Raw genomic sequence first — 24,880 nt, 5'->3', positions numbered from 1 at the left:
ATGCCCAACCCGGTCCGCATCGCCCCCTCGATCCTCAGCGCCGATTTCGCCAAATTGGGCGAGGAAGTCCGCGCGATCGACGCGGCGGGCGCCGACTGGATCCATGTCGACGTGATGGACGGCCATTTCGTCCCCAACATCACGATCGGCCCCGCCGTGGTGAAGGCGATCCGCCCGCACACCGACAAGCCGCTCGACGTTCACCTGATGATCGCGCCGGTCGATGATTTTCTCGACCAGTTCGCCGAAGCAGGCGCCGACACCATTTCGATCCATGTCGAGGCCGGCCCGCACACGCATCGCAGCCTCCGCCACATCCGCTCGCTCGGCAAGCGCGCCGGGGCGGTGCTGACGCCGCAGACTCCGGCCAAGGCGCTCGACTATCTGCTCGAAGAGGTCGATCTGGTGCTGATCATGAGCGTCAACCCTGGGTTCGGCGGCCAGAGCTTCATCGAGTCCTCGCTGCGCAAGATCGAATCGGTGCGCTCGATGATCGACAAGCAAGGCCTGACGGTCGATCTCGAAGTCGATGGCGGGATCGACCGCGACACCGCGCCGCGCGCGATCGCCGCGGGCGCGGATGCGTTGGTCGCCGGCACCGCGACCTTCAAGGGCGGCCCGTCCGCCTACGCCGCCAACATCGCCGCGCTGAGGGGCGGGTGAGCGACGACACGCCCGACGAAATCGAGGAAGGCAAGCGGCTGATCCGCCACGGCGGCAGCGGCGGGCTGTCGCTCGCCGAGCGCGTGTCCGAACGCTTCCGCCGGTTGGCCTGGCGCACCCCGTTCCACGCGCTGCGCCTGCGCGGGCGGCATCCATTGAAGCTGATCGCGGTGCCCGAAGATCCGTTCGCCGGCGACCCGCGCCGGGGCAATGCCTTGCTCGATGAACGGATGGCGTTTCGCGGCGAAAGCATCGCGTTCGCCGATCTCGACTTCGCGAAACCCAATTGGAAGCCGCCGTTCGGCGAGCATCTCCACAGCTTCGCCTGGCTGCGCGACCTGTCGACCGTCGCGCCGCGCGCGATCGGTGCGCCAATCGCCGAGGCGCTGATGCGCGCGTGGCTCGCGGTTCACGCCGAAAAGGTCAGCGAGCCCGCCTGGGGCGCCGAGCTGTGGGGGCGCCGCATCCTGCACTGGACCGCGCACGCCCCGCTGATCCTGTCGTCGAGCGACCTTGTCTATCGCAGCCTCGTCCTCAACACGCTGGCGCGCGGGGCGCGGCATCTCGACCGTGCTGCCGACAAGGCGCCCGCCGGGGTGGCGCGGATCGCCGCGTGGTGCGGGGTGATCGCGGCGGGGCTGCTGATCCCCGGCGGCGATCCGCGCCGCCAGATCGGCGAGGACGGTCTGACCCGGGCGATCGAGCAAGCGGTGCACGAAGATGGCGGGGTCGCCGCACGCGCGCCATTGGTTCAGCTCGACATCATCATGCTGCTGACGATGCTGCGCGAGGTGTACACTGCCCGCCGCCTTGCCCCGCCCGCCGCGCTGTCGGCAGCGCTGGGGCGGATGGTGCCGGCGCTGCAGGGCGTCTGTCATGCCGATCACGGCCTGTCGAGCTGGCAGGGTGGGGGCCCGGTTCGCCCCGAACGGATCGACGAGATCGTCGCTGCGACCGGCGTGCGCGCGCGCCCGCTGCGCCAGGCGCGCGACTGGGGGTATCAGCGGCTCGCACAGGGCGACGCGGTGGTAATCGTGGACGCCGCGCCGCCGCCGATCGCGCGGCTGGCCGCGGGCGGCTGCGCTTCCACACTGGCGTTCGAGATGTCCGACGGGGCGGAACGGCTGGTGGTCAATTGCGGTGGCGCGCGCGCGGCGATCGCACAGATCCCGCAAGCGCTTGCGGATGGCCTTCGCACCACCGCCGCGCATTCGACGCTGATCGTCGGCGACAGCAATTCGACCGCGATCCATCCCGACGGCACGCTCGGCCGCGGCGTCGCCGAGGTCGAGCAGGCGCGGCAGGAAAGCGCCACGGGCAGCCGGATCGAGGCGAGCCATGACGGCTATGCCCGCCGCTTCGGCTTCCTCCACCGCCGCCAGTTGCTGCTCGCGGCCGATGGCCGCGAGTTGCGCGGCGACGATATGCTGTTGCCCGCCGGCAAGCGCCGCAAAAGCGCCGCAGCCATCTTCGCGATCCGCTTCCATTTGGGCGCTGGCGTCGAAGCCGCGCCGACCGCCGACGGCATGGCGGCACTTCTCCGTTTGCCGTCGGGAAAGCTGTGGCAATTCCGTTGCCGCGGCGGCGTGCTGGCGATCGAGGAAAGCCTGTGGATCGACCCCGACGGGCGTCCGGTCTCGACTCAGCAGATCGTCGTCAGTGGCGAAGCGACGGCGGGCGGCGAAACGATCGGCTGGGCCTTGAAGCGCGCGACCTGATCGCGAACGAGTCCGTTACCCCTGATCTGGACTTGGTCGATCTTGCCTCCCGATACGGGCGCACTAAGCTGATCGAATGGGAGTGCCGCATGCGTAGCGTCTTGATCGACGGGTCCAATATCAGCTTGTACGGGGCCGGCTCGGGAAAGTTGACCGCGCTCGCCGGCTTGGCGCGGGTCGTGAACGCCCTGCTCGCCCATCGGGCCTTGCCCTATACGATCTTCGACGCGTCCTTTCGCTACAGGACCGACGAAAAATCGCAGGCCCGGACCGATTTCGTCGGCCTGACCAAACGGACCAGCGAATATTTCCAGATCGCGCCAAGCGGTGAGGAGGCCGATCTTTTCCTGCTCGAAACGGCGCTGGCGAACGGCTGGCCGATCCTCTCCAACGACACGTACCGCAAATATGGCGGCGTCAAGGACGGCCTGATCCGCTACAAAGGCGAAGACGTTTCGGTCTACAACTTTTCGGTTTTTGCCGGATCGGTCGTCATTCCCGATCTGGACATCCGGCACAGATCGCTGTCCGCCGACGACGATCTCACCGGGATCGGCGCCAAGCTCGACGCCGTTCGCCAGGCTGGCGAAGCGCCTCCGGATGTCGCGGCAGCGGATCGGGCGCCCGGCGACGGCCATATCGAAATCGACGACGACACGGTCAAATCCATCGACCTGGTTGTGCGTGGCTATGTAGAGGGCGGCACCAAGCCGCTCGGCGAACTCGGCAATCGACTTGTCGATTATAAGAAGGGGTTCGTCGAGCGTACGGGCGTGGGCAAAAATAGTAAGCGGGTATGGTTTGGCTATCCGACGCTCAAGTCGTTCATTCGCAATACCTTTCCCCGCTACAAGCTCGGCGATAACTCGATCGGGCAAGACGACGATACCGCCGCTTGATACGGTGACGATCGCGGATCGCTGCGGCGATAATATGCCGGCGGCGAATTAGCCCCTTGCCACCGGGCCCCGATTTCATGGAAGGCGCCGGCATGGATCCAATTCGTATCGAGCGGGCATTGCTCTCGGTGTCCGATAAGACCGGGATTGTCGACCTGGCCGCCGCGCTCGCGGCGAAGGGTGTCGAACTGGTCTCCACCGGCGGCACCGCGACCGCGCTGCGCGATGCTGGGCTGACGGTCCGCGACGTGTCCGACCTGACCGGCTTTCCCGAAATGATGGACGGGCGAGTCAAGACGCTCCACCCGATGGTCCATGGCGGATTGCTCGCGGTGCGCGACGATCCCGCGCATGCCGCGGCGATGGAGAACCACGGCATCGGCGCCATCGATTTGGTCGTGGTCAACCTCTACCCATTCGCCGCGACCGTCGCGAAAGGCGCGGAGCGCAACGAGATCATCGAAAATATCGATATCGGCGGCCCGTCGATGGTGCGATCGGCGGCCAAGAACCACGCTTTCGTCGCGATCGTCACCGATCCGGCCGATTATGACGCCATTGCGCGCGGCGAAACCACGCTGGATGAGCGCAAGAAGCTCGCCGCCAAGGCATTCGCCGCCACGGCGACCTACGATTCGATGATTGCGAGCTGGTTCGCCTTCGCCGACCAGGGCGAGCGCTTCCCACAGACCTTGCCGTTGATCCTCAACCGGTCGGGCGACGAATTGCGCTACGGCGAAAACCCGCACCAGGCCGCCGCGTTCTACGCCGCGACCGGCCCAGCCACGCGCGGGATCGGCCAAGCGCGCCAAGTGCAGGGCAAGGCGCTCAGCTACAACAACCTCAACGACGCCGACGCCGCGCTCGAGCTGATCGCCGAGTTTCGAACCGCCGATCCGACCTGCGTCATCGTCAAGCACGCCAATCCGTGTGGGGTCGCAACCGCGCGAACGCTGGCCGAAGCATATGAAGCGGCGTTCGCATGCGACACGGTATCGGCATTCGGCGGGGTCATCGCGGTCAACCGACCGCTCGACGCCGCCACGGCGCAGGCGATCACCGGCATCTTCACCGAAGTGGTCGTCGCGCCCGACGCCGATGCCGAGGCCGTCGCCTTGTTCGCGGCCAAGAAGAATTTGCGCTTGCTGCTGACCGGCGAACTGCCCGATCCGCGCAGGTCCGGCCTCGCTGCCAAATCGATCGCTGGTGGCTGGCTCATCCAGTCGCGCGACAATGGCTCGATCGATGAAAATGCTTTGCGGGTCGTGACCAAACGTCAGCCGACGTCGCAGGAAATGGCCGATTGCCGCTTCGCGTGGACTGTGGCCAAGCACATCAAGTCGAACGCGATCGTCTATGCCAGGGACGGCGCCACCGCCGGGATCGGCGCGGGGCAGATGAACCGGCTCGAATCAGCGCGGATCGCAGCATGGAAGGCCAAGGACGCTGCCGACAAGGCTGGCTGGGGCGAGGCGCGTACGACTGGCTCGGCGGTCGCCTCCGATGCGTTTTTTCCGTTTGCTGATGGATTGCTAGCGGCCGTCGAGGCCGGTGCCACCGCCGTGATCCAACCGGGCGGATCGATCCGCGACGACGAGGTGATCGCCGCGGCGGACGAGGCGGGACTGGCGATGATCTTCACCGGGATGCGGCACTTCCGGCACTGAGCGGGCGCACGCGGATTGCCCAAGCAGTCCGCGAGACGCCACGGCGGGCAGCGGGACCGGCATGGCTGGTCTCGTCTGACGGCGTGGCGCTATTCGGACGCGTTGAGCAGGAACCCCAATTCGGGATCGGCCAGCCCGCTCGCGCGCCGTGCCGCTCGCCTGGCAAACGCCAATGTACACTTTTTGCGCCCGGCGGTGCTCAAAGGATGTGTCGCCGCTTCGCGCAGGATCGCCGCATCGTAGCGATCGGCGATGATCACGCCGGATCGCTCGGGCAGGAATGCCTCGCCGTGCAACGGCGCGTGGTCGAACCCCGCCGGCACCGCCCAGAAGAAACGGTCGCAATGATCGAGATAATCGAACCATTTGCCATCGCCGAGCAGATCGGCGCGCGACACCTTGATCTCGACGATGACGATCTGGCCACGTCCGTCGATCGCCATGATGTCGGCGCGGCGACCGCCGTCCAACGCCACCTCGGTCATCGCCGCCAGATCGTGCCGCGCGAGCATGCGAATGACGCCGCGCGCAACATCCGCCGCGCACAGCGCCTCGTCACCGATCGGGGGGCAGCGGGGAGACGCATCGAGCATCTCCCCGCTTTAGAACATTAGGCGAACGCTGGAAAGTCCGATCAGCGGAAGAAGATATGATTGCCGATCATCGCGACGCGCGCCTTGCCCCAATTTGGCGAGACGCGGCGGGCGTGGAAATAGAGCGCCTTGGGCGCGGGATCGGCCCAGGCATCGGCCAGCGCGATCTTCGCGATCGCCGTCGCCGTGCGATATTGCGCGTTCGCTCCGACCGCCGGGATCCGGCCGCCGCGCACGAACGAGAATTGCCCCGGCTGCTTGACCACCGAGCAGATCGATGTCGGGAAACGCCCCGATGTCGTGCGGTTGATGATCACGTTGGCGACCGCGAGCTGGCCCGACAGCGGCTCGCCCTTCGATTCGAAATAGACTGCGCCTGCGAGGCACGACAGTTCGGAATCCATCTCACGCGGCGTGTCCTGCGCCGCGACAGCGGCAGCGAGGCTCGCGTAGGAGAGACCAACGGCAGGCGGTGGCGCCTTTGCGATCGACACCTCGTCGGGAGTCGGATCGGTCGCCGGCTTCAGAGGGGAATTGGGAACCGGGACGGTGCCCGGTGTGTTAATAGCGGGAAGGACAGCGGTGGTAACGGTGTCGACCGGTGCACGCGCAACATCCCAAGCCTTGCTCGGGCTGCTCATGCCGAGCAGCGCGAAAAGTGTAGCAGAAATCGCCACGGGACCCGCGGCGCGAGAGAAAACCGACATTCAACTGACTAAAGTGCGGTTGGAGCGCGGAAATAATGCGGTCGCAGGAAAAAGGGACCGTCCGGACTACCACCCGACTGCGTAACCGTTAGGGATCGCACCCCGTCACAGCACAACGCGCATGATATTGATGCTGCCTGTGGATTGTGCGGTGCAGCAAGTCAACCGTCGAGGATCGTTTCAGCGACGAATCGTTCTGCCGCTGCGATATCCACCTCCACCACCCATAGATCTGGATCGTTACGGCGACGCCGTATCCAGTAGTCGGTGACTTCCTGAGAAACCCCCTCGGGGCCGACCGGGAGCAGTTCGGTGTCGCCTTTTGCGCCGACCCCGCGCTCATAGGCTCGTGCATGTTCGCCACGATCCTGCGCGATAATCAGGATCGCGCCCGCAGTCGCATCACCCTTGGCTAGCACCGTCGCGAACCCGCCTTCGCGGTTGGCGCGCCGCACCAACGCGTTGACCAGCACGCCGCTCGCCAGCCGCGCGGTCAGCTGCCGTAACCCGGCAAGCCGGCAAGCGGGATCGACGAGCGCATGAACGTGCCGGTGCCCCGCGCCGCTTCCTCGCCATCCGAATCGATCAGCCGCGCTTCGCCGACGAACACGCGGCGCTGACCGCTTACCCAGCGTCCTTCGGCGACCACCGGCCCCGCCTTCAATGGCCGCGTGAACAGCAGGTTGAACGCGGTGGTCAGCAGGAATCGGTCGGTGACCAGGCTGTTGCACGCATAAAACGCCGCATCGTCGAGCATCTTGAAATAGCTCGTTCCGTGCGCCGCATCGCCGGCGTGATAATGGCGCGGCTCGATCGAGAACGCGATCCGCGCGACCCCGCTTTCGACGATCTCCAGCCGCGATTCGAACAATCCGTTGATCGGCGCGGCGGCATAAAGCGATTCGAGCGCGCGAAAGTGCGCGGCCGCGCCGGCGTCAGGCGGCATCGCGCGCCTCATCGGGAGCGAGCAGTGCGTACATCGCGTCCTTCGACCCCGATCCGCGCAACTTGGCGACGAATTTCGCGTCACGCAGCGCGCGCGACACCCGCGCCAACGCCTTCAAATGGTCAGCGCCCGCGTCAGGCGGTGAAAACAAGGCCACCACCAGGTCGACCGGCAGTTCATCGACCGCATCGACATCGATCGGTTTGGCGAGCGTGACGATGACACCGCAAATCGCGTCGATCCCGATCAGTCGCGCATGCGGGATCGCGACGCCGCCGCCGAACCCGGTCGACCCGAGCTTTTCGCGCACCGCCAGCCCGTCGGCCGCGGCCTTGGCATCCATGCCATAGGCCGCGGCGGCAAGCTGACCGAGCTGTTGGAACAGCGCCTTCTTGCTCACCACCGCCAGCCCTTCAGCAATGCCCTCGGGCCTGATCAGGTCCGACAGATCGTTGGTCATGTCCAGTCCGTCAGTTCGCGCGGTGCGGCTCGACCCAGCCGATCGTGCCGTCACCGCGGCGATAGACCATGTTGTACGCACCGGTCCCCGAATTGCGGAACATCAGCGCCTGGGTGTTGCGCAGATCGAGCATCATCACCGCGTCCGACACGCTGGCGTCGGGCACGTCGACGCGCGTTTCGGCGATGATCAGCGGGGCATCGGCGGGCTCGTCTTCGGTCGGTTCCTGGAACAGGGTATAGCCGGCATTGTCGTACCCATTCGCGGCATCGCCATCGGCCGCCGTGACGGCGGTGGCGACGGCCTTGCGATCCTTCAGCCGGCGCATGTAGCGGCGTAGCTGTTTTTCGATCTTGTCGGCGGCGCCGTCAAACGCACCATGCGCATCATAGCCGTCGTTGCGCGCCTTGAGCACCAGCCCTTGCATCACGTGTGCGACGACATCGCAGGTGAATCCCGCGTCATGCGGTCCCTTGCCGAAGGTCACCTGCGCGGAGATCGCGCGGGCGAAATATTTGTCGGCGATTCCCTGGAGACGAGTCTGGACCTGGGTTTTCAACGCGTCGCCGGTTTCGACCTGGTGGCCCGATACGCGGATTTCCATCTTCATTCTCCATTCTGGCCGGGCCGGCGCTGCTACGCTCGGCCATGCACACGCGTCAACCGGACGCGTCGGCCCCCCAAAGCGGGTTCTTCAGCTTTGCGATAAAGGCGGCATGCCGCGCCAGTTCGTCGTCATTGGCATGAAACAGCCGCATCGGCCGCGGCTGCGCCGCGCGCGGATCCTCGTCGAGGATCGGAACCGCGATTTCTTCGTCGCTGACCAGAGTCAGGCCGATTTGGCGCCCGCCGGTGAGCTCGACATAGACCTGACACAGCAATTGCGCGTCGAGCAACGCGCCGTGGAGCACGCGGTGGCTACGATCGATGCCGTAGCGCGTGCACAACGCGTCAAGGGAATGCTTGGCGCCTGGGTGGCGCTGGCGCGCCATCGCGACGGTGTCGATCATCCGGTCGAGCGCGATGATCTCCCGTCCCAATTTCTTCAATTCGCCGTTGAGGAAGCCGAAGTCGAAGCTCGCATTGTGCGCGACGAGCATCGCATCGCCGAGAAATTCGAGCAGGTCCTCGACCTTTTCGTGGAACTTGGGTTTGTCCGATAAGAAGGCATCCGACAGCCCATGGATGCGCTGCGCTTCGGCCGGCATCGGGCGCTCAGGATGAAAATACGCGTGATACGTGCGCCCGGTCTCGACCCGGTTGATCATCTCGACACAGCCGATTTCGACCATACGGTCGCCTGCGGTAAAGGACAGGCCGGTCGTCTCGGTATCGAAAATGATCTCGCGCATTGATCCCGTTATCGGTCTTGGCTCGCCGACACGCAAGCGATGACATGACGCACGGAGGCGTGGGTTTGCTCCATCGGGCAATCGGTCGGTATCACATAGTCGGCACGCGCGCGCTTTTCGGCATCCGGCGTTTGGCGGGTGAGGATGTCGGTCAGGCGTTCCTGTGTCATGCCCGGCCGCGCGAGGACGCGTTCGGCCTGGACGGCGGCGGCGGCCGAAACAACGACGGTCACATCGACGGCGCGGTCGCCGCCGGTTTCGAACAGCAGGGGCACGTCGAACACCACCATCGCGTCGTTGGCATGCCGTGCCAGAAAAACGGCGCGTTCCTCGCCGACCGCGGGATGCACGATCGCCTCTAGCCGCTTGAGGTCGTCAGGGTTGCCGAATACGCGCGCGCCCAACGCGGCACGATCGACGCCGCCGGGTCCGGTAGTGCCAGGAAATGCCGTCTCGATAGCGCCGACCAGGCGTCCCGCCGGTCCCTGCAACGCGCGCACCGCCGCATCCGAATCGAACACGGCGACGCCTTCGTCCTCGAACATCTTTGCGACGGTCGACTTGCCCATGCCGATCGATCCGGTGAGGCCGATCGTCTTCATTTCGTGAGCAAGTCGCGCAGGTCGTCGTCGCGCTCGCGCGGCGGCGCGGCACCGAAGAACAGTTCGAACGCCAGGGCGGCCTGGCCGATCAGCATCTCCAAGCCGTCGACCGTCGCGAGATCCCGCGACCGCGCCGCCTTCAGCAAGCCGGTTTCGAGCGGTGCATAGACGATATCGTAGACCACCGCCTCGTCGGGCAGCGGCGACAGATCGAGGTCGAACGGTGGCTGGCCGGTCATGCCGAGCGAGGTAGCGTTGACCAACAGCGCCGCAGGCGGGATCGGCGCATCGAGCTTCAACGCGTCGCCCTTGAGCCCGAAGCTGGCGAGCAACGCCGCGCCCTTCAACGGATTGCGGTTGAGCAATGTCACGCGTCCGACCCCGACCCGCGCCAGCGCGAACAGGATGGCGCGTGCCGCGCCGCCAGCGCCGATCACCAAGACCGGCTCGCCGGCGAGCTCCATCCCCGAAATCGGCGCATAGAAGCCCGCGGCGTCGGTATTGGTGCCGATCAGCGCGCCCGAATCGCGAAACACGGTGTTGATCGCGCCGATCGACGACCGCACATCGCCGCGATCCTCAACGAAATCGAGCGCCGCCAGTTTGTGCGGGATGGTGACGTTGCACCCCAGCCAATCGGGATCGGCGCGGCGCTCGCTGAAATAGTCGGCCAGCCCCTCGGCCACGACATGCGTCGCGCGATACTCGGCAGCGATCCCCAACGCGTCGAGCCAGAAACCGTGGATCACCGGTGATTTCGAGTGCGCGATCGGATCGCCGATCACTTCCGCATATTTCATGACGCCAACTCCCCGCGCACCCGCAGATAATCGAGCACCGGAAGCAGCGGCATGCCGAGCACGGTGAAGTGGCTGCCGTCGATTTTGCTGAACAATTGCACCCCCGGCCCCTCGATCCGGAAGCAACCGACGCAACCGGCAATCGCGGGCCATTCGGCATCAAGATACGATCCGATGAAATCCTCGGACAGCGCCCGCACTACCAGCCGCGCGCGCTCGACATGCCGCCATACCGGGCGCCCAGCCTCGGCGATGACCGCCGCGCTCCACAAATCGTGCGTACCGCCCGCCATCGCGCGCAAATGATCGGCGGCATCCTCCCGGCTCACCGGTTTGTCGAGTAATGTCCCGTCAGCGAGCGCAACGAGCGAGTCGCTGCCCAATACCAGTGCAGCTGGATGTGCCTGCGACACCTTGATCGCCTTTAGTTCGGCGAGCGCGTCGGCGATATCGCGCGGCAATTGCCCGACCATCGCCGCCTTGACGCCATCCTCATCGACCCACGCGGGTTGCGCGGTATACGCGACGCCCGCCGCGTCGAGCATCGCCCGACGCGAGGCGCTTTGGGAGGCGAGAATCAGCGTCATTGATCACCGGTCCGGTCGTTGACCATGCCGATGATCGCCGCCGCGGTTTCCTCGATCGATCGCCGGGTGACGTCGATCACCGGCCAGTCGTTGTCGGCGAACATCCGGCGCGCATAGGCGACTTCGCGCGTCACCGCTTCCTGATCGACATAGGCGGTTTCGGGGTTCTGGTTGAGCGACAGCAACCGGTTGCGCCGCACCTGGATCAAGCGGTCGGCGCTGGTGGTCAGCCCGACGACCAGCGGGTTTTTCAGTTCGAACAGCTTTGCGGGCGGCGGCGATTCGGGCACGATCGGGATGTTGGCGGTCTTGAACCCGCGATTGGCCAAATAGATCGACGTCGGCGTCTTCGACGTGCGCGACACGCCGGCTAGAACGATGTCGGCTTCCTCCCAATTCTCCCAATTGACCCCGTCGTCATGCGCGATCGTGAACTGGATGGCATCGACTCGCTGGAAATAGGCCGCATCCAAGACATGCTGGCGTCCGGGGCGCGCTTTGGCCTGCTGCCCGAGCAGGTTCGTGAGCGCGTCGTTGACCGGGTCGAGCGGCGCGACGGCGGGCAGGCCGAGCGCGCGGCACCGCGTCTCGAGCGACCGCCGCATCTCGCTCGACACCAGGGTGAACAGCACGAGCCCCGGATTGTGCGTGATCTCCTGCAGGATCCGCTCGAGATGGGCTTCGCTACGCACCATCGGCCAGAAATGGCGGATCGTCTCGACATCGTCGAACTGCGCGAGCGCCGCCTTGGCGATATTCTCCAGCGTCTCGCCGGTCGAGTCGGAGAGGAGGTGCAGATGCAAACGCATATCAGCGCGAGCCGAACCCTGTGGGCAACATCGGCAAAACCGCTAGCGCAACCCGCCGACGCCGCCAAGCGATGCTGCGCCGTGGAAAAGCGGCCCCGCTGTCCACAGCCCCGCCAACAGTCAATCGTTCCCCGCACAGCCTGTGAAAAACGGGGACGGCAGCGGCGAATCGGCGGGTTTGCGTGGAGTAGCTGCGGTCAAGCTGTGGGCGGTTATGGGACAGCTGCGTAAACCCCGGCATCCACGCGCCAACAGCTTCAACAACCTTTTTCTATATATTCTATATGACTCTTGAACCCGGCCCGATTTGCGGGAAAGCCGTGTCGGTCGCCCCGATCGGGCATATCGGCTGACTATCGTAAGGGACCAAGGATGGACTTCCTCGCCTCGATCTATCTGTGGCTGAAGGCGGCGCACGTCATCTTCGTGATCTTCTGGATGGCGGGCCTGTTCATGCTGCCGCGCTATCTCGTCCATCACCAGGAATCGCTGGGGACGCCCGAGGCCGACAAATGGGTCGAGCGCGAGGGCAAATTGCGCCGCATCATCATGACGCCCTCGATGATCCTGGTCTGGGCGTTCGGTCTGACGATCGCCACGGCCGGGCATTGGTGGGATCAGCCCTGGCTCCACAGCAAGCTGCTGCTGGTCGTGCTGATGACCGGTTATCACGGCTGGATGGTCGGCTATGCCAAGAAGCTGGCGGTAGGAAATGCGCGACTGACCTCGAAGCAGCTCCGCCTGGTCAATGAACTGCCTGCCTTATTTGTGACGCTGATCGTCATTCTCGTGGTGGTCAAACCGTTCTGATCGTCTTGACTTGACCGGCTCGCGTCCATAAGTCCCGTCGGCGAGTGACCCTTCCGGGGTCCGCTTCCGCCTTTCCTCCGGCATTGTCGCGTTCCTTCGCAGACAGACGCTCGAACTTCCCCGAAAATATTCCCGGACACGCCCGAAATGCATCTCAAAGACCTCAAGAAGAAACCCCCCGCCGAGCTGGTCGCGATGGCCGAGGAGCTCGGTGTCGAAAGCGCGTCGACGCTGCGCAAGCAGGATCTGCTGTTCGCGATCCTCAAGGAACAAGCCGAAAATGGCGACCAGATCATGGGCCTGGGCACGATCGAAGTGCTGCCCGACGGGTTCGGGTTCCTGCGCAGCCCCGAGGCGAATTACCTCGCCGGGCCCGACGACATCTACATCTCGCCCAATCAGGTGCGTAAATTCGGTCTCAGGACCGGTGACACGGTCGAAGGCGAGATCCGCGGTCCCAAGGACGGCGAACGCTATTTCGCGCTGGTGCGGCTCACCGCGGTCAATTTCGACGATCCCGATGCGGTCCGCCACCGCGTCAATTTCGACAACCTGACGCCGCTCTATCCCGAGAGCAAGCTGACGCTCGACGCGACCGATCCGACCGCCAAGGACAAATCGGCCCGGGTGATCGACATCGTCTCGCCCCAGGGTAAGGGGCAGCGTACTTTGATCGTCGCCCCGCCGCGCGTCGGCAAGACGGTGATGCTGCAGAACATCGCCAAGGCGATCACCGACAACCACCCCGAAGTCTTCCTGATCGTCCTGCTGATCGACGAGCGCCCGGAAGAAGTCACCGACATGCAGCGCAGCGTGAAAGGTGAGGTCGTCTCCTCGACCTTCGACGAGCCCGCGACGCGCCACGTCCAGGTCGCCGAAATGGTGATCGAAAAGGCCAAGCGGCTGGTCGAGCACAAGAAGGATGTCGTGATCCTGCTCGATTCGATCACCCGCCTCGGCCGCGCCTATAACACGGTCGTGCCGAGCTCGGGCAAGGTGCTGACCGGCGGTGTCGACGCCAATGCGCTCCAGCGGCCCAAGCGCTTCTTCGGCGCCGCGCGCAACATCGAGGAAGGCGGATCGCTGTCGATCATCGCGACCGCGCTGATCGACACCGGCAGCCGCATGGACGAAGTCATCTTCGAAGAGTTCAAGGGCACCGGTAACTCGGAAATCGTGCTCGACCGCAAGGTTGCCGACAAGCGCATCTTCCCGGCGCTCGACGTCGGCAAGTCGGGCACCCGCAAGGAAGAACTGCTGGTCGATCAGGGCAAGCTGTCCAAGATGTGGGTGCTGCGCCGCATCCTGATGCAGATGGGCACGATCGACGCGATGGAGTTCCTGCTCGACAAGATGAAGAATTCGAAGACGAACGAAGATTTCTTCGATTCGATGAATCAGTAGGGAGCGGCCTGGATTAGCGAAGCTAATTCAGGACTCGCGACCGGACGGCCGGCGGGCTGAAAGCCCGGCCGACGGCGTGGGCTCTGCCCACGCCTCTTGTTATCCCAAATCCCCACGACCCGCCGCGGCAAAGCGCCGTCGGTCCTCGCTTGAGCGAGTCCGACCGATGCGCGCTGGGCCTCGCTTTAGCTACGCCAAAGCGTTAGGCGCACACCCCATGTTCGATTTCGCCGACATCTTCACGCCCGCCGGCCTCGCCGTGCTTGGCCAAGTCATCCTGATCGACCTCACGCTCGCCGGCGACAACGTCATCGTGCTCGGCACGCTCGCGGCCGGCTTCCCGCCAGCGCAGCGCAAGCGAATCCTCGGCATTGGCGTCGGTATCGCGATGGTCTTTTTGATTGGGTTTGCACTGGTCGCGACACAATTGCTCAGTATCGTCGGGCTGCTGTTCGCCGGTGGGTTGTTGCTATTGTGGGTGGCGTGGAAGCTGTTTCGCGAGCTTCACCCCGCCAGCACCCCCGCCGCGGTCGATGATCCGGACACGCCGGCGATCGAAGGCCCGCCATCGACGCGCAATTTCGGCCGCGCGATCGTGTCGGTGGCGATCGCCGACCTGTCGATGAGCCTCGACAACGTGCTCGCGGTCGCCGGCACCGCGCGCGATCATCCCGCGGTGCTGTTCATCGGGCTGGCACTATCGGTGACGCTGATGGGGCTCGCTGCCAACATCGTCGCGCGGCTGATCGAGCGGTTCCGCTGGATCATCTATCTCGGCCTCGCAGTGATCCTCTACGTCGCGGGCAAGATGATCCACGAAGGCTTCGTCGATCCGCAGATCGGCGTCGGGCGGTGGTTCGGTTTGATCTAGTTCCCTGATATTATCAGATATTATCGCGAAAGAACCCCATCGTTCGTTCGTCGGCGAGCTTGGCCGCGCCATCGGCCCGACGCTTGCCGAATTCGGTAGCGAAGCCATGATCGACCCCCTGATAGTCATGCAACGTGACTTTGGGATGGTCGTCGAGCCCAGCATGCATTGCGGCCTGAACATCCGGCATGACGAAATGATCGGCCCCGGCGATGTGCAGCATTAGCGGTCGTGCGATGGCATGCTTTTCGCCGAGCAGGCCGTCGATGCCGACCGCGTAATAGCCCACGCTCGCATCGACGTCGGTCCGCGCCGCGGTCATATAGGCCAGTCGCCCGCCTAGGCAGTAACCGACCGCGCCGACCTTGCCGCCGCCGACCTTGCCACGGGCCGCGCGGATCGTCGCCTCGATGTCGCGGATCCCCAGATCCTGGTCGAACTTGCCCATCCAGCCGAGCGCAGCCTGGAATTGGTCGGGAATGTCGGGGTCGAGTTCGATCCCCGGCCCGAGCCGCCAGAACAGGTCGGGCGCGATCGCGAGATAGCCCGCCTCGGCAAGCTGATCGCATTTGCGGCGGATCCCCGCGTTGACTCCGAAAATCTCCTGAATGACGACGATCGCCGAGCCGGCGTTGCCGCCCGCCGGCTCAGCGAGATACGCATCGAACGCACCGTCGCCATCGAATGTGGCGATGCTGATGGTGGCGGTCATGGTCGCTCTCCTTGCTAGGCGTCGCGATAAAGGGGCATATAGGCGTCAAGGTAGCAGCACCCCGACGCTGCTCAAGCGGAAGGTTTGCGATGAAGTTCAATGTCGAGGTGGATTGCACCCCCGAGGAAGCACGCCGCGCGATCGGCCTGCCCGATCTCTCGCCGATCCACGATAAATATATCCAATCGATCATGGGCGCGATGGATGGCACCGCGATTAAGCCTGAACTCCTTGAAAACATGATGAAAAACTGGATGCCGATGGGTGACTCGAGTATGGCGTTCTGGCGGGGCCTGTTCGACAACGCGGCCGGTAAGACGAAGGATTGACGCCAAGCGGTCGAGGGCGACTGACGGCATGGAAACGATCTTTGCGCCCTCAACTGGGACCCCGCCCGCGGCGATTGCCATCGTGCGGATCAGCGGGTCGGCAGCGCTGACGGCGGCACGCGCGCTTGTCGGCGATCTCCCTGCTCCACGTGAAGCGCGCGTGCGCACGATTCGCGATCCGGAAAGCGGTGATCATCTCGACCGCGCGATCGTTTTGGTCTTTCCCGGACCCGCCTCCGCGACCGGCGAAGATCTAGTCGAGCTCCATTTGCATGGTGGCCGTGCCGTGGTGGCGGCGGTCGAGGCGTCGCTGAGCGCGCAGCCCGGCCTGCGTCGTGCCGAGCCCGGCGAATTTACGCGGCGCGCGCTAGGAAACGGCCGGATCGACCTCGCTGAAGCCGAAGGGCTCAGCGATCTACTGACAGCCGAGACCGAATTGCAGCGCCGCGCCGCGCTGGCAATGGCTGACGGCGTTCTGTCGCGGCGCATCGCAGGGTGGCGGGCGGCATTGCTCGACTTAGCCGCGCAGATCGAGGCTTCGCTCGATTTCGCCGACGAGGCCGATGTTCCTCCAGCATTACTTGGCGACATCCGTGAGCGAGCAAGTTCTGTGGCGGCTGAGATGGCGGCGGCGCTCGCTGCACCAACGGTGGAGCGCTTGCGTGATGGCGTGCGCGTTGTATTGGCCGGGCCGCCAAATAGCGGCAAATCGACATTGCTCAACGCGCTTTCGCGCCGCGACGCTGCGATCGTTTCGCCGATCGCCGGCACCACGCGCGACCGGATCGAGGTGTCGGTCGGGCGAGAAGGCATCCCATTCGTGCTGACCGACACCGCGGGACTGCGCGACACAACCGACGACGCAATCGAACAGATCGGTATCGCCCGCGCGGATGAGGCGATCGCCGGTGCCGATATCGTATTGTGGCTCGGTGACGATGCGCCACCGGCTCCGCACATGCTATGGCTCCACGCTCGCGCCGATCTGCCCGGTCGCGGACAACCAAGAGAGGGGCCGATCGTGTCGGTATCCGCGCAACGCGGTGAGACGGTGGAGGCACTTTGGGAGATCATCGCCAACCATGCGTCGGTCCTGATCCCCAAGCCGGGGGATGTGGCACTCAATTCCCGGCAAGCCGGGCATTGCAGCATGGCGTTCGATGCTCTGGGGGATATTGATTGCGCTGACGAGCTGGTCGTCGCCGACGCCCTGCGTCGTGCCAACGCTGCGCTCGCACGGATCACCGGCGATGTCGGGGTCGAAGCGATGCTTGATGCCATGTTTGGCAAGTTCTGCATCGGAAAATGAGCGGCATTATGTAGCAGATGCACCAAGACGTGGGTAGATGCCACCGGCAAGAGTGCGCTATGCCATCGTATCGGATGCATAGGCAGAGTGATGGCGGAAACTCACGTTATGACGGCGCTAATCGACAAGCGCGCCCGCATCGACGGGGAAATCCTGAACCGACGCTTTCAGATTATGAGGCTTGAGGTTGAACGTGCGAATCTTGATGCTGTCATCAAGATGTTCCGGCCCGGCTATGACGTGAACGGCATACTGCCGAAGCGTAGCTTCTCGAAAAACCCCGCCGGGACTCGCAGGGGCGCGGGAAGCCGAGAAGCCCTCACGGTACTGCGAGAGGCTGGCGAGCCGCTTACTGCCAGCGAGATAGCTGGCCGAGTACTGACAAGGCTTGGCAAGGCGGTGACGCCAGAGTCGCGCGGTATGCTGGCAAATACCATTTTCAGCACCTTCACCCGGCGCAGGGACGGCGCGGTAATTTACGATGCCTCGACTCATCCGGGGCGCTGGAGTCTGTCAGCATGGCGAGTCTCGGCACACGGACTCGATTCGGGTCCGGAGTCAATATAGAAAACGCGTGACACGACTCGGAACGCAATGATAGCGTACACCGGCAAGGGTGGAGGCGTGGATATGTCGAACGAGATAGCCGAAATTGATCGGAACTATGAAGCGTTCCTTGAACAGCTTCCCGAGATCCTACCGCAGCACCGTGGGCAGTACGCAGTCATGCACGACCGCAATATAGTAGCGTATTGCGGAAACGCCTTGGCAGCGATGATCGAGGGCGTGAAGCGCTTTGGGGAAGGCCGCTTTTCAGTCCAAGAGGTCACTACTGACCGCGACAACCTAGGATTCTACTCATATGCTGGTGGCTCGGGGCAGGCTTGAACGGCGACAGGCGATAGTAGAGATAGGTTTTCAGGCTTTTGTCCCGCAAATCCTAGCGGTCGAACCTGAGCAACGTTCGATTGAAATACCGATTCAAGGCTATCGCGCCTTGCTTGATACCGGTGCGCAGAGAACCTGTCTCACGCGCCGGGTAATCGGAATCGAAAGTCTAAAAAGTCACGGCAAGAGGTTCATCCAAAACGTCCACAACGAAGCGCGCCATTATCTCTATTGGGCCACAATTGGATTTTTCGCCAACGGGACCGATACCGATGTGAGCGAAACGCGAACCTATTTTGGCCTGCCTCATCCCACCGAGATTATCGACATCGCGAACAATGAAAACTTCGACGCGATCTTAGGCATGGACGTCTTGGAGCGCTTCGATCTGCGGTTCGACCGCACAGGTGATTTTGAGTTGAGGCTAGCTTAGGCTCCGCGCTGCCAGTACCCCGCCCACTTGCGCGACACTGGCGACACCATTGCCGACCGAACGACCATCGCGGTTTGATCGCCATTGGGAACGCGGCGGTTATCCTCGCGCCAAGCCATTTCGCCAGCGTAGGCGTACAGGTACGGACCCGCGATATGATGGTGCGTACCGACTTCGGCGCGACGAAGGCGCGAGAAGAAGCTTTCCGCCTGATTGGTGCAAGCGCCGTCCAGTGAGTACGCTTCGCTGTGATTGATGCGGAACGTCTCGTAACGACCGTGCAGGGCATCCCAATGGCTCGCTTCGTCGGCATGAACGACCGTTCCGGGTTCCACGACGCGGGCAACGTGGGCAACGCCTTCGCCTTCGCTCTTGCCGACGAAGGTCAGCATATCGCCGCCGCGCTCGCGAACGACCACGACGTTCTGGCGCTTGCCTGACTGGTTCAGCTTGTAGCGGCGATCGACGCGATGATCCTTGACGTTGGCGGGCTTCACGTAGCCGCCGAAATAGGCACCGTCGACCTCGACAGTCCCCGACAGCTTTTGACCGGCATCCTCTAGCGCCATTGCTTCGCGCAGCTTGTGCGACAGGACGAAGGCCGTCTTGTACTGCACGTCCAGATCGCGGCTGACTTGCAGCGCCGACACGCCCTTAGCGCCGTTCACGAAGATCACGATTGCCGCCAGCAGATCGGTAAACGACAGCTTGCGGCTGGCGAAGATCGTCCCGCTGGTGACGCTGAACTGGTGATAGCAGCCGACGCACTTGTAACGACGGCGCGACGTGATGTTGTACGTCTCGCAGCAGCCGCATTGCGGGCACACCGCTTCGCCGTCCGTTTCGGGCCAACGCAGCTCGCAGAACGCCTGATAGGCAGCATCCTCGCCCATCTTGAAAACAGCCTTGAGGCTCAAGGTGCGGGCGGCTGCGGAAAGGAGGAAGTGTTGCATTGTCATCGTATCCAGTGCTTATGCATCGGATATAGTGGCAACGGTGTACTCTTGGCAAGGGCAAATGTATCGTATATGAGTGCATTTGCGACGAATGGAGTGGCAAATGAGCGATACGGTTTGGGAAGCGAAGGTAAAGGGGCTGCTCAAGGCGGAGTTGAAACGCCGAAACGTCACCTATGCCGGATTGGTCGAAAAGCTGGCAGCGGTCGGCGTAGTGGACTCCGAACCTAACATCCGTAACAAGCTTGCTCGTGGCAAGTTTACAGCAGTGTTCCTGGTCCAATGTCTAGCCGCTATTGGGGCGCACTCTTTGCAGCTATCGGACTAGCGTTCGTTGCGTTCTGTACGGGCGCTTACATCACTGCGCTAAATTATCCCGAGCAAGAGCGGTATCAGTCCTACCGCTATGCCCCCGGCGATCCAGAGGCCGCTAATGCGGCGCTTGCCGATAAGGCCAAGCCCGTTGAATATCGCGAGCCATGCACACAGCCAAAGGGGCGCGAGGAATCCGATCTGTGCGCTCAATGGAAGGCAGCGCGGGCCGCTGAAAGCAGCGCCCTGTGGACAGAACGTGGGTTCTGGGTTGGTCTCGTCAGCATCATGGGTCTGGGTGCCACGATCATTTTGACGTTGCGGGCCACTGAAGCCGCTCAACGCAGCGCTCTTGCCGCTGAGAAAGCCATAGAGGGCGCGGATCGCCCTCATATGTTGCTTACCCAGAGTTCGATAAACCTCAAAGAGCCGAACCTTGAGGGGTACGGATATGAGTTCAATTGGGGAAATTTTGGGAAAGGGCCCGCGTGGCTGAAAGAATGGGGCGTCTTGGTACGCATTCTCGACAAAGAGGATGACCATGGCCTTCCCGCCGTCATTGAACTCCGCCCGGTAAATTGGAATGTCGCGCCTGAGCGGGGCTGGGGCAGCACCGCCCCCAACGATGTACCATTGCCCGCTGGCAGGGTTGCCGAGGTTTTGGCTGATGAGGCCGATATGCTCGTATTTTGGCAGATTAACTACGTCGATTCCGACGGACGTGCCCACGTCCACCGTCTTGTACAACGGTATGAGCCATCGGTTGAGCGGCTGATACCCTTGGACCACCCCTTTTGGTGCTACACCTAACGCCCGCGCGCTCCCTGCACCGCAAACGATGACAAACAGTGCGACGATGAGGGCTAGTGCCTTCATCTTGGTGCGTTTGCTACATAATGCCGAAAATGAGTGTTCCACGTGGAACAAGCTGCTAGCTGCGCCGGCATGAACGGGTTCGATGTCATTATTGTCGGCGGCGGCCATGCCGGCGTCGAGGCCGCCGCAGCGGCGGCGCGGCGCGGCGCGCGTGTGGCATTGGTAACGTTCGACGCCAGCAATATCGGCGCGATGTCGTGCAATCCCAGCATTGGCGGACTTGGCAAAGGTCATCTGGTTCGGGAGGTCGATGCTTGCGACGGCATTATCGCGCGAGCGGCGGACGCGGCGGCGATCCATTATCGCATGCTCAACCGCAGCAAGGGAGCGGCAGTCCGCGGCCCCCGCATACAAGCCGACCGCAAACGCTTTGCGACGGCGGTGCGCACACTGCTCAAAGCCCATGAATCGGTCGAACTAATTGCCGGCGAAGTGGCAACCTTGATCATCCGGCGCGATGCAGTGGCTGGTGTCGTGCTTGCTGACGGCACCGGCATTACGGCGCCAGCGGTCGTGCTCGCCACCGGGACCTTTCTTGGGGGGCGGATGTTTCGTGGCGATGACCGTGAAACCGGCGGTCGGCTGGGAGCGCGCGCCGCGACCGCGATGGCGGCCCAATTGCGCGCGCTCGGCTTGCCGATGGCACGGCTCAAGACCGGCACGCCGCCACGGCTGGGTGGCAAGACAATCGATTGGGCGCGGCTCGAGCGCCAGCCGTCCGACGACGATCCTTGGACGATGTCGCCGCTGTCGCGCGGCCGACCCCTCCCCCAGCTCGCCTGCGCGATCACGCGAACCACCGAGCGGACGCATGATATCATTCGCGCCGCGCTCGACCGATCGCCGTTGTTCGCCGGGGCGATCGAGGGCGTGGGGCCACGGTATTGCCCGTCGATCGAGGACAAGGTGCACCGGTTCGGCGACCGTGATGGGCATCAGATATTCCTCGAGCCCGAGGGACTCGACGACTCGACCGTCTATCCCAATGGCATCTCGACCTCACTCCCCGCCGATGCGCAAACCGCGCTGATCGCATCAATCCCGGGGCTGGAGAGAACGTCGATCACGGCGTTCGGCTATGCAGTCGAATATGATCATCTCGATCCGCGCGCGCTCGACCACCGGCTCGAACTGGCTGCGCTGCCCGGCCTGTTCTGCGCGGGACAGATCAACGGTACGACCGGCTATGAGGAAGCAGCGGCGCAGGGTCTCGTCGCGGGGGCGAACGCCGCGGCGCTGGCCCTTGGGCTCCGCCCGTTCCTCCCCGACCGCACCCAAAGCTATCTTGGCGTCATGATCGACGATCTGGTGCTGCAGGGGGTCACCGAACCCTATCGCATGCTGACCGCACGCGCCGAATTCCGCCTGCGGCTGCGCGCCGACAATGCCGAGACACGGCTGTCACCGAGTGCGGAAGCGACCGGATTGCTCGGCGACGAACGGCTCCGCCATGTCCGGGCGCGCGGCGCCGAGCGGGAAGCGGTCGACCAAGCTCTTGCCGCGCAGCTGACCGCTAGTCAGCTTGTGCATGCCGGCGTTGCGCAGGACGGCGCGCGCCGCAGCGCGCGCGAATGGCTGCGCTTCGCTTCCGTCGAACTGGCGGATGTCGTCCCCGATCTGGCCGACGCTATGACGCCAATCGTGGCGGAGGCGATCGACGACGCCCGTTATGCGCCGTATGTCGAGCGGCAGGAGGCCGAGGTCGCCGAATTGCGCGCCAGCGAACGTGTCGTGCTTGACGGCGATGTCGACTTCGCCGCGATCCCCGGCCTTTCGGCCGAAATGGTCGAGCGCTTGGCCGTCGCGCGACCGGCGACGCTGGCAGCGGCGGGTCGAGTCCGGGGAATCACACCGGCAGCGCTGACCGCGATCCTACTCCATGCCAATCGGCGCGCTGCGTGACTGAGGACGAGGCTCGCACATGGGCCGCGGCGCGGTTCGATTCGGCGGCGATGAACCGGCTCGAGCGATTGGCGACAATCGTCACCACAGAAGCCGAACGCCAGAACCTCGTCGCGCGATCGACGCTCGATACGATCTGGGCGCGGCACATCGTCGATTCGCTGCAACTGGTGGCCTTGGGACCGGAAGGCGTGTGGATCGATGTCGGCAGCGGCGCGGGTTTCCCCGGACTGGCCGTCGCGGCGGTCGAACCCGCGCGCGAAATGATATTGATCGAGCCGCGCCGATTGCGGGCGGATTACCTGCGTGATGCAGCCGTCACGCTCGGACTGAAAGAGGTCACGGTGATCGCGGCCAGGGTGGAATCGGTGCGCGACAAGGCCAAGGTCATCTCCGCGCGCGCCGTTTCACGGATCGATTCCTTGTTCGTCTCCGCCGCGCAATGCGCCAATAATGAGACGATCTGGCTGTTGCCGAAGGGAAAGAGCGCGGACGAGGAGGTGGCGGAGGCGCGGCGGACGTGGCATGGAGTGTTCCACGTGGAACAGAGCATCACCAACCCCGATTCAGCGATCGTCGTCGCGCGCGGCGTGAGGCGGCGATGACGGTCATCGCCGTCGCCAATCAGAAGGGCGGGGTCGGCAAGACGACGACCGCGATCAACCTCGGCACCGCGCTCGCCGCGACCGGCAAGCGGGTGTTGATCGTCGATCTCGATCCGCAGGGGAATGCCTCGACCGGGCTCGGCATTCATCGCGTAGCGCGGACGATTTCGAGTTATGAAGTGCTGATCGGCCAAGCCAGCGTTGCCGATGCGGTAATCGCGACCGCGGTGCCCAAGCTCGACATCGTACCGGCCACCGTCGACCTCTCGGGCGCCGAAATCGAGCTGGTCGATTATGAGGAGCGCACGCATCGGCTCGACCATGCGCTGTCGGCGACCGACGATCGCTGGGACGTCGTGCTGATCGATTGTCCGCCGTCGCTAGGTCTGCTGACGATCAACGCGATGGTCGCCGCCGATTCTCTGTTGGTCCCTCTGCAGTGCGAATTCTTTGCTTTGGAAGGGCTTAGCCAGCTGTTGAGCACCGTCGAACGGATCCGCTCGAGGTTCAATCCGGGGCTCGCCATCCTCGGCGTCGCGTTGACGATGTACGACCGCCGCAACCGTTTGACCGAGCAAGTGTCGTCGGACGTCCGTGCGGTGCTTGGCAAGGTGGTGTTCGACACGGTGATCCCGCGCAACGTGCGTTTGTCCGAAGCGCCGAGCCACGGCGTGCCGGCGCTGATCTACGATTATCGCTGCTCGGGGTCGGAGGCGTATATGGCGCTCGCGCGCGAGCTGATCACGCGCTTGCCCCCTGCCCAGCCGGCGATCGCGGCATGAGCGAAGCGCGCAAGCCCCGTCCCGGCCTCGGTCGCGGGCTCAATGCCTTGCTTGGCGATATCGCCGCCGAACCGGTGCCGACGAGCGGCGACGCATCTGCAGGGATTCGCATGATGCCGGTCGGCGCGCTGACCCCGCAGCCGGGCCAGCCGCGCCGCGCGTTCGACGATGCCGCGCTCGACGAGCTGTCGCAATCGATCGCGGTGCGCGGGGTGCTCCAGCCGATCCTCGTACGTCCACACGGCCGCTACTACCAGATCGTCGCCGGCGAGCGGCGCTGGCGCGCGGCGCAACGCGCGCGGCTCCACGAGGTGCCGGTCATCGTGCGCGAGCTCGACGATGCCGAGACGTTCGAGATCGCGCTGCTCGAAAATATCCAGCGCCGCGACCTCAACGCAGTCGAAGAAGCCGACGCCTACAAGCGGCTGATCACCGAGTTCGGGCATACCCAGGACGCGCTCGCCAAACTGGTCCATAAATCGCGTAGTCACATTGCCAACCTGTTGCGATTGCTCGACCTTCCCGAAAGCGTCCTGGCGCTGCTGGTCGATGGGCGGATCGACATGGGGCACGCCCGCGCATTGATCGGCGCGCCCGATGTCGAGCGGCTCGCCGCCGAGGTCGTCGCCAAGGGGCTATCGGTCCGCGACACCGAGCGGCTGGCGCGGTCGGCCAAAAATAGCGACGCTGGGGGCGGATCGAATAGTGGCGGCAGCGGGCGCAACGCCGATATCGCCGCGCTCGAACGCCAATTGAGCGACGTGATCGGGCTTGGCGTGAAGATCGGCTACGGCCCGAAGGGCGGAACGTTGACGGTCAGCTATTCGACGCTCGACCAGCTCGATATGGTGTGTCAGCGGCTGACCGGCGAACCGCTCTAAGCCGTTG

General features: G+C 64.2%; 31 protein-coding genes. 17 read left to right on the top strand and 14 right to left on the bottom strand.

Features of this window, described 5'->3' with window-relative positions; genetic code table 11:
* The 4 genes from rpe (at position 1) to purH (ending at position 4,947) form a co-directional block, all read left to right on the top strand.
* The gene (gene rpe, locus JWM94_RS06180) at positions 1-663 is read left to right on the top strand and encodes a ribulose-phosphate 3-epimerase (RefSeq protein WP_299423594.1); all 663 of its coding nucleotides are present in this window, start codon (positions 1-3) and stop codon (positions 661-663) included.
* Positions 660-2,381: a heparinase II/III family protein gene (locus JWM94_RS06175; protein WP_299423591.1), complete on the top strand. Its 1,722-nt coding sequence runs from the start codon at positions 660-662 to the stop codon at positions 2,379-2,381. Before rpe ends, JWM94_RS06175 begins: the two co-directional genes overlap by 4 nt.
* A gap of 89 nt (positions 2,382-2,470) precedes the next feature.
* Entirely contained in the window at positions 2,471-3,280 is an 810-nt protein-coding gene (locus tag JWM94_RS06170; protein WP_299423772.1) for a hypothetical protein, read from the top strand.
* A 92-nt stretch (positions 3,281-3,372) separates the two neighbouring features.
* Positions 3,373-4,947 (top strand): bifunctional phosphoribosylaminoimidazolecarboxamide formyltransferase/IMP cyclohydrolase, encoded by a 1,575-nt coding sequence (gene purH, locus JWM94_RS06165; protein ID WP_299423588.1) that lies wholly within the window; start codon positions 3,373-3,375, stop codon positions 4,945-4,947.
* An 89-nt stretch (positions 4,948-5,036) separates the two neighbouring features.
* Here purH and JWM94_RS06160 read toward each other — a convergent pair whose 3' ends face one another.
* The 11 genes from JWM94_RS06160 to JWM94_RS06110 all read right to left on the bottom strand — a co-directional run bounded on the left by JWM94_RS06160 (position 5,037) and on the right by JWM94_RS06110 (position 11,803).
* Positions 5,037-5,540, bottom strand: a complete 504-nt coding sequence (locus JWM94_RS06160) for an MmcB family DNA repair protein (protein ID WP_299423583.1) — start codon at positions 5,538-5,540, stop codon at positions 5,037-5,039.
* 41 nt (positions 5,541-5,581) lie between these two features.
* Complete coding sequence (locus JWM94_RS06155) at positions 5,582-6,181, bottom strand: cell wall hydrolase (RefSeq protein WP_299423576.1); 600 nt, start codon at positions 6,179-6,181, stop codon at positions 5,582-5,584.
* Positions 6,182-6,408: 227 nt separating this feature from the next.
* Positions 6,409-6,720 (bottom strand): DUF1491 family protein, encoded by a 312-nt coding sequence (locus tag JWM94_RS06150; RefSeq protein WP_299423573.1) that lies wholly within the window; start codon positions 6,718-6,720, stop codon positions 6,409-6,411.
* Between the two features lie 20 nt (positions 6,721-6,740).
* On the bottom strand, positions 6,741-7,193 hold the full coding sequence (locus JWM94_RS06145) for a PaaI family thioesterase (protein ID WP_299423569.1): 453 nt from the start codon (positions 7,191-7,193) through the stop codon (positions 6,741-6,743).
* On the bottom strand, positions 7,183-7,653 hold the full coding sequence (locus JWM94_RS06140; RefSeq protein ID WP_299423565.1) for a PTS sugar transporter subunit IIA: 471 nt from the start codon (positions 7,651-7,653) through the stop codon (positions 7,183-7,185). Before JWM94_RS06140 ends, JWM94_RS06145 begins: the two co-directional genes overlap by 11 nt.
* A gap of 10 nt (positions 7,654-7,663) precedes the next feature.
* A complete protein-coding gene (raiA, locus tag JWM94_RS06135; protein WP_299423561.1) occupies positions 7,664-8,257 on the bottom strand; it encodes a ribosome-associated translation inhibitor RaiA in 594 nt (197 codons plus the stop codon).
* 55 nt (positions 8,258-8,312) lie between these two features.
* Positions 8,313-9,005 (bottom strand): DNA polymerase III subunit epsilon, encoded by a 693-nt coding sequence (dnaQ, locus tag JWM94_RS06130; RefSeq protein WP_299423558.1) that lies wholly within the window; start codon positions 9,003-9,005, stop codon positions 8,313-8,315.
* An 8-nt stretch (positions 9,006-9,013) separates the two neighbouring features.
* Positions 9,014-9,607, bottom strand: a complete 594-nt coding sequence (coaE, locus tag JWM94_RS06125; RefSeq protein WP_299423554.1) for a dephospho-CoA kinase — start codon at positions 9,605-9,607, stop codon at positions 9,014-9,016.
* Positions 9,604-10,407: a shikimate dehydrogenase gene (gene aroE, locus JWM94_RS06120; RefSeq protein ID WP_299423549.1), complete on the bottom strand. Its 804-nt coding sequence runs from the start codon at positions 10,405-10,407 to the stop codon at positions 9,604-9,606. The genes coaE and aroE overlap by 4 nt, the downstream gene beginning before the upstream one ends.
* Positions 10,404-10,994 carry a nucleoside triphosphate pyrophosphatase gene (locus JWM94_RS06115; protein WP_299423546.1) on the bottom strand — a complete coding sequence of 197 codons (591 nt, stop codon included), beginning with the start codon at positions 10,992-10,994 and terminating at the stop codon, positions 10,404-10,406. The genes aroE and JWM94_RS06115 overlap by 4 nt, the downstream gene beginning before the upstream one ends.
* The gene (locus JWM94_RS06110; protein WP_299423541.1) at positions 10,991-11,803 is read right to left on the bottom strand and encodes a pyruvate, water dikinase regulatory protein; all 813 of its coding nucleotides are present in this window, start codon (positions 11,801-11,803) and stop codon (positions 10,991-10,993) included. Before JWM94_RS06110 ends, JWM94_RS06115 begins: the two co-directional genes overlap by 4 nt.
* A 372-nt stretch (positions 11,804-12,175) precedes the next feature.
* Here JWM94_RS06110 and JWM94_RS06105 point away from each other — a divergent pair, with 372 nt between their 5' ends.
* The 3 genes from JWM94_RS06105 (at position 12,176) to JWM94_RS06095 (ending at position 14,888) form a co-directional block, all read left to right on the top strand.
* Positions 12,176-12,613: a CopD family protein gene (locus JWM94_RS06105; RefSeq protein WP_299423536.1), complete on the top strand. Its 438-nt coding sequence runs from the start codon at positions 12,176-12,178 to the stop codon at positions 12,611-12,613.
* A 147-nt stretch (positions 12,614-12,760) separates the two neighbouring features.
* A complete protein-coding gene (gene rho, locus JWM94_RS06100) occupies positions 12,761-14,017 on the top strand; it encodes a transcription termination factor Rho (protein WP_299423531.1) in 1,257 nt (418 codons plus the stop codon).
* Between the two features lie 217 nt (positions 14,018-14,234).
* Positions 14,235-14,888, top strand: coding sequence for a YjbE family putative metal transport protein (locus tag JWM94_RS06095; protein ID WP_299423527.1), 654 nt, complete (start codon positions 14,235-14,237; stop codon positions 14,886-14,888).
* A gap of 13 nt (positions 14,889-14,901) precedes the next feature.
* Here JWM94_RS06095 and JWM94_RS06090 read toward each other — a convergent pair whose 3' ends face one another.
* Positions 14,902-15,600, bottom strand: a complete 699-nt coding sequence (locus JWM94_RS06090; RefSeq protein ID WP_299423522.1) for a dienelactone hydrolase family protein — start codon at positions 15,598-15,600, stop codon at positions 14,902-14,904.
* A gap of 89 nt (positions 15,601-15,689) precedes the next feature.
* On the opposite strand from JWM94_RS06090, the gene JWM94_RS06085 reads away from it, so the two are divergent.
* From JWM94_RS06085 to JWM94_RS06065, 5 genes are all read left to right on the top strand, one after another.
* Positions 15,690-15,929 carry a DUF6489 family protein gene (locus tag JWM94_RS06085; RefSeq protein WP_299423520.1) on the top strand — a complete coding sequence of 80 codons (240 nt, stop codon included), beginning with the start codon at positions 15,690-15,692 and terminating at the stop codon, positions 15,927-15,929.
* Between the two features lie 28 nt (positions 15,930-15,957).
* Positions 15,958-17,238 carry a tRNA uridine-5-carboxymethylaminomethyl(34) synthesis GTPase MnmE gene (mnmE, locus tag JWM94_RS06080; RefSeq protein WP_299423517.1) on the top strand — a complete coding sequence of 427 codons (1,281 nt, stop codon included), beginning with the start codon at positions 15,958-15,960 and terminating at the stop codon, positions 17,236-17,238.
* Between the two features lie 108 nt (positions 17,239-17,346).
* Positions 17,347-17,805, top strand: coding sequence for a hypothetical protein (locus JWM94_RS06075; protein ID WP_299423514.1), 459 nt, complete (start codon positions 17,347-17,349; stop codon positions 17,803-17,805).
* Between the two features lie 57 nt (positions 17,806-17,862).
* Complete coding sequence (locus JWM94_RS06070) at positions 17,863-18,126, top strand: hypothetical protein (RefSeq protein ID WP_299423511.1); 264 nt, start codon at positions 17,863-17,865, stop codon at positions 18,124-18,126.
* Complete coding sequence (locus tag JWM94_RS06065) at positions 18,101-18,559, top strand: hypothetical protein (RefSeq protein WP_299423508.1); 459 nt, start codon at positions 18,101-18,103, stop codon at positions 18,557-18,559. The genes JWM94_RS06070 and JWM94_RS06065 overlap by 26 nt, the downstream gene beginning before the upstream one ends.
* Here the strand turns inward: JWM94_RS06065 and JWM94_RS06060 are convergent.
* Positions 18,556-19,512 carry an IS1595 family transposase gene (locus tag JWM94_RS06060; protein WP_299423505.1) on the bottom strand — a complete coding sequence of 319 codons (957 nt, stop codon included), beginning with the start codon at positions 19,510-19,512 and terminating at the stop codon, positions 18,556-18,558. The genes JWM94_RS06065 and JWM94_RS06060 overlap by 4 nt on opposite strands.
* A gap of 106 nt (positions 19,513-19,618) precedes the next feature.
* On the opposite strand from JWM94_RS06060, the gene JWM94_RS06055 reads away from it, so the two are divergent.
* Entirely contained in the window at positions 19,619-19,843 is a 225-nt protein-coding gene (locus JWM94_RS06055; RefSeq protein WP_299423501.1) for a DUF6471 domain-containing protein, read from the top strand.
* Positions 19,844-19,881: 38 nt separating this feature from the next.
* Here the strand turns inward: JWM94_RS06055 and JWM94_RS06050 are convergent, their stop codons facing one another.
* Positions 19,882-20,811 carry a hypothetical protein gene (locus tag JWM94_RS06050; protein ID WP_299423497.1) on the bottom strand — a complete coding sequence of 310 codons (930 nt, stop codon included), beginning with the start codon at positions 20,809-20,811 and terminating at the stop codon, positions 19,882-19,884.
* On the opposite strand from JWM94_RS06050, the gene mnmG reads away from it, so the two are divergent.
* The 4 genes from mnmG to JWM94_RS06030 are packed head-to-tail and all read left to right on the top strand — an operon-like array spanning position 20,773 to position 24,873.
* Entirely contained in the window at positions 20,773-22,605 is a 1,833-nt protein-coding gene (gene mnmG / locus JWM94_RS06045) for a tRNA uridine-5-carboxymethylaminomethyl(34) synthesis enzyme MnmG (protein ID WP_299423493.1), read from the top strand. The genes JWM94_RS06050 and mnmG overlap by 39 nt on opposite strands.
* Positions 22,602-23,210: a 16S rRNA (guanine(527)-N(7))-methyltransferase RsmG gene (gene rsmG / locus JWM94_RS06040; protein WP_299423489.1), complete on the top strand. Its 609-nt coding sequence runs from the start codon at positions 22,602-22,604 to the stop codon at positions 23,208-23,210. Before mnmG ends, rsmG begins: the two co-directional genes overlap by 4 nt.
* Positions 23,207-23,992, top strand: coding sequence for a ParA family protein (locus tag JWM94_RS06035; RefSeq protein WP_299423484.1), 786 nt, complete (start codon positions 23,207-23,209; stop codon positions 23,990-23,992). The genes rsmG and JWM94_RS06035 overlap by 4 nt, the downstream gene beginning before the upstream one ends.
* On the top strand, positions 23,989-24,873 hold the full coding sequence (locus JWM94_RS06030; RefSeq protein WP_299423479.1) for a ParB/RepB/Spo0J family partition protein: 885 nt from the start codon (positions 23,989-23,991) through the stop codon (positions 24,871-24,873). The genes JWM94_RS06035 and JWM94_RS06030 overlap by 4 nt, the downstream gene beginning before the upstream one ends.
* Positions 24,874-24,880 lie beyond the last annotated feature (7 nt).

The organism is Sphingomonas bacterium (genome assembly GCF_028289855.1).
Taxonomy (GTDB): domain Bacteria; phylum Pseudomonadota; class Alphaproteobacteria; order Sphingomonadales; family Sphingomonadaceae; genus Sphingomonas.
Note: the sequence above shows the minus strand (reverse complement) of the source record. Positions and strands in the feature narration are given on the sequence as shown.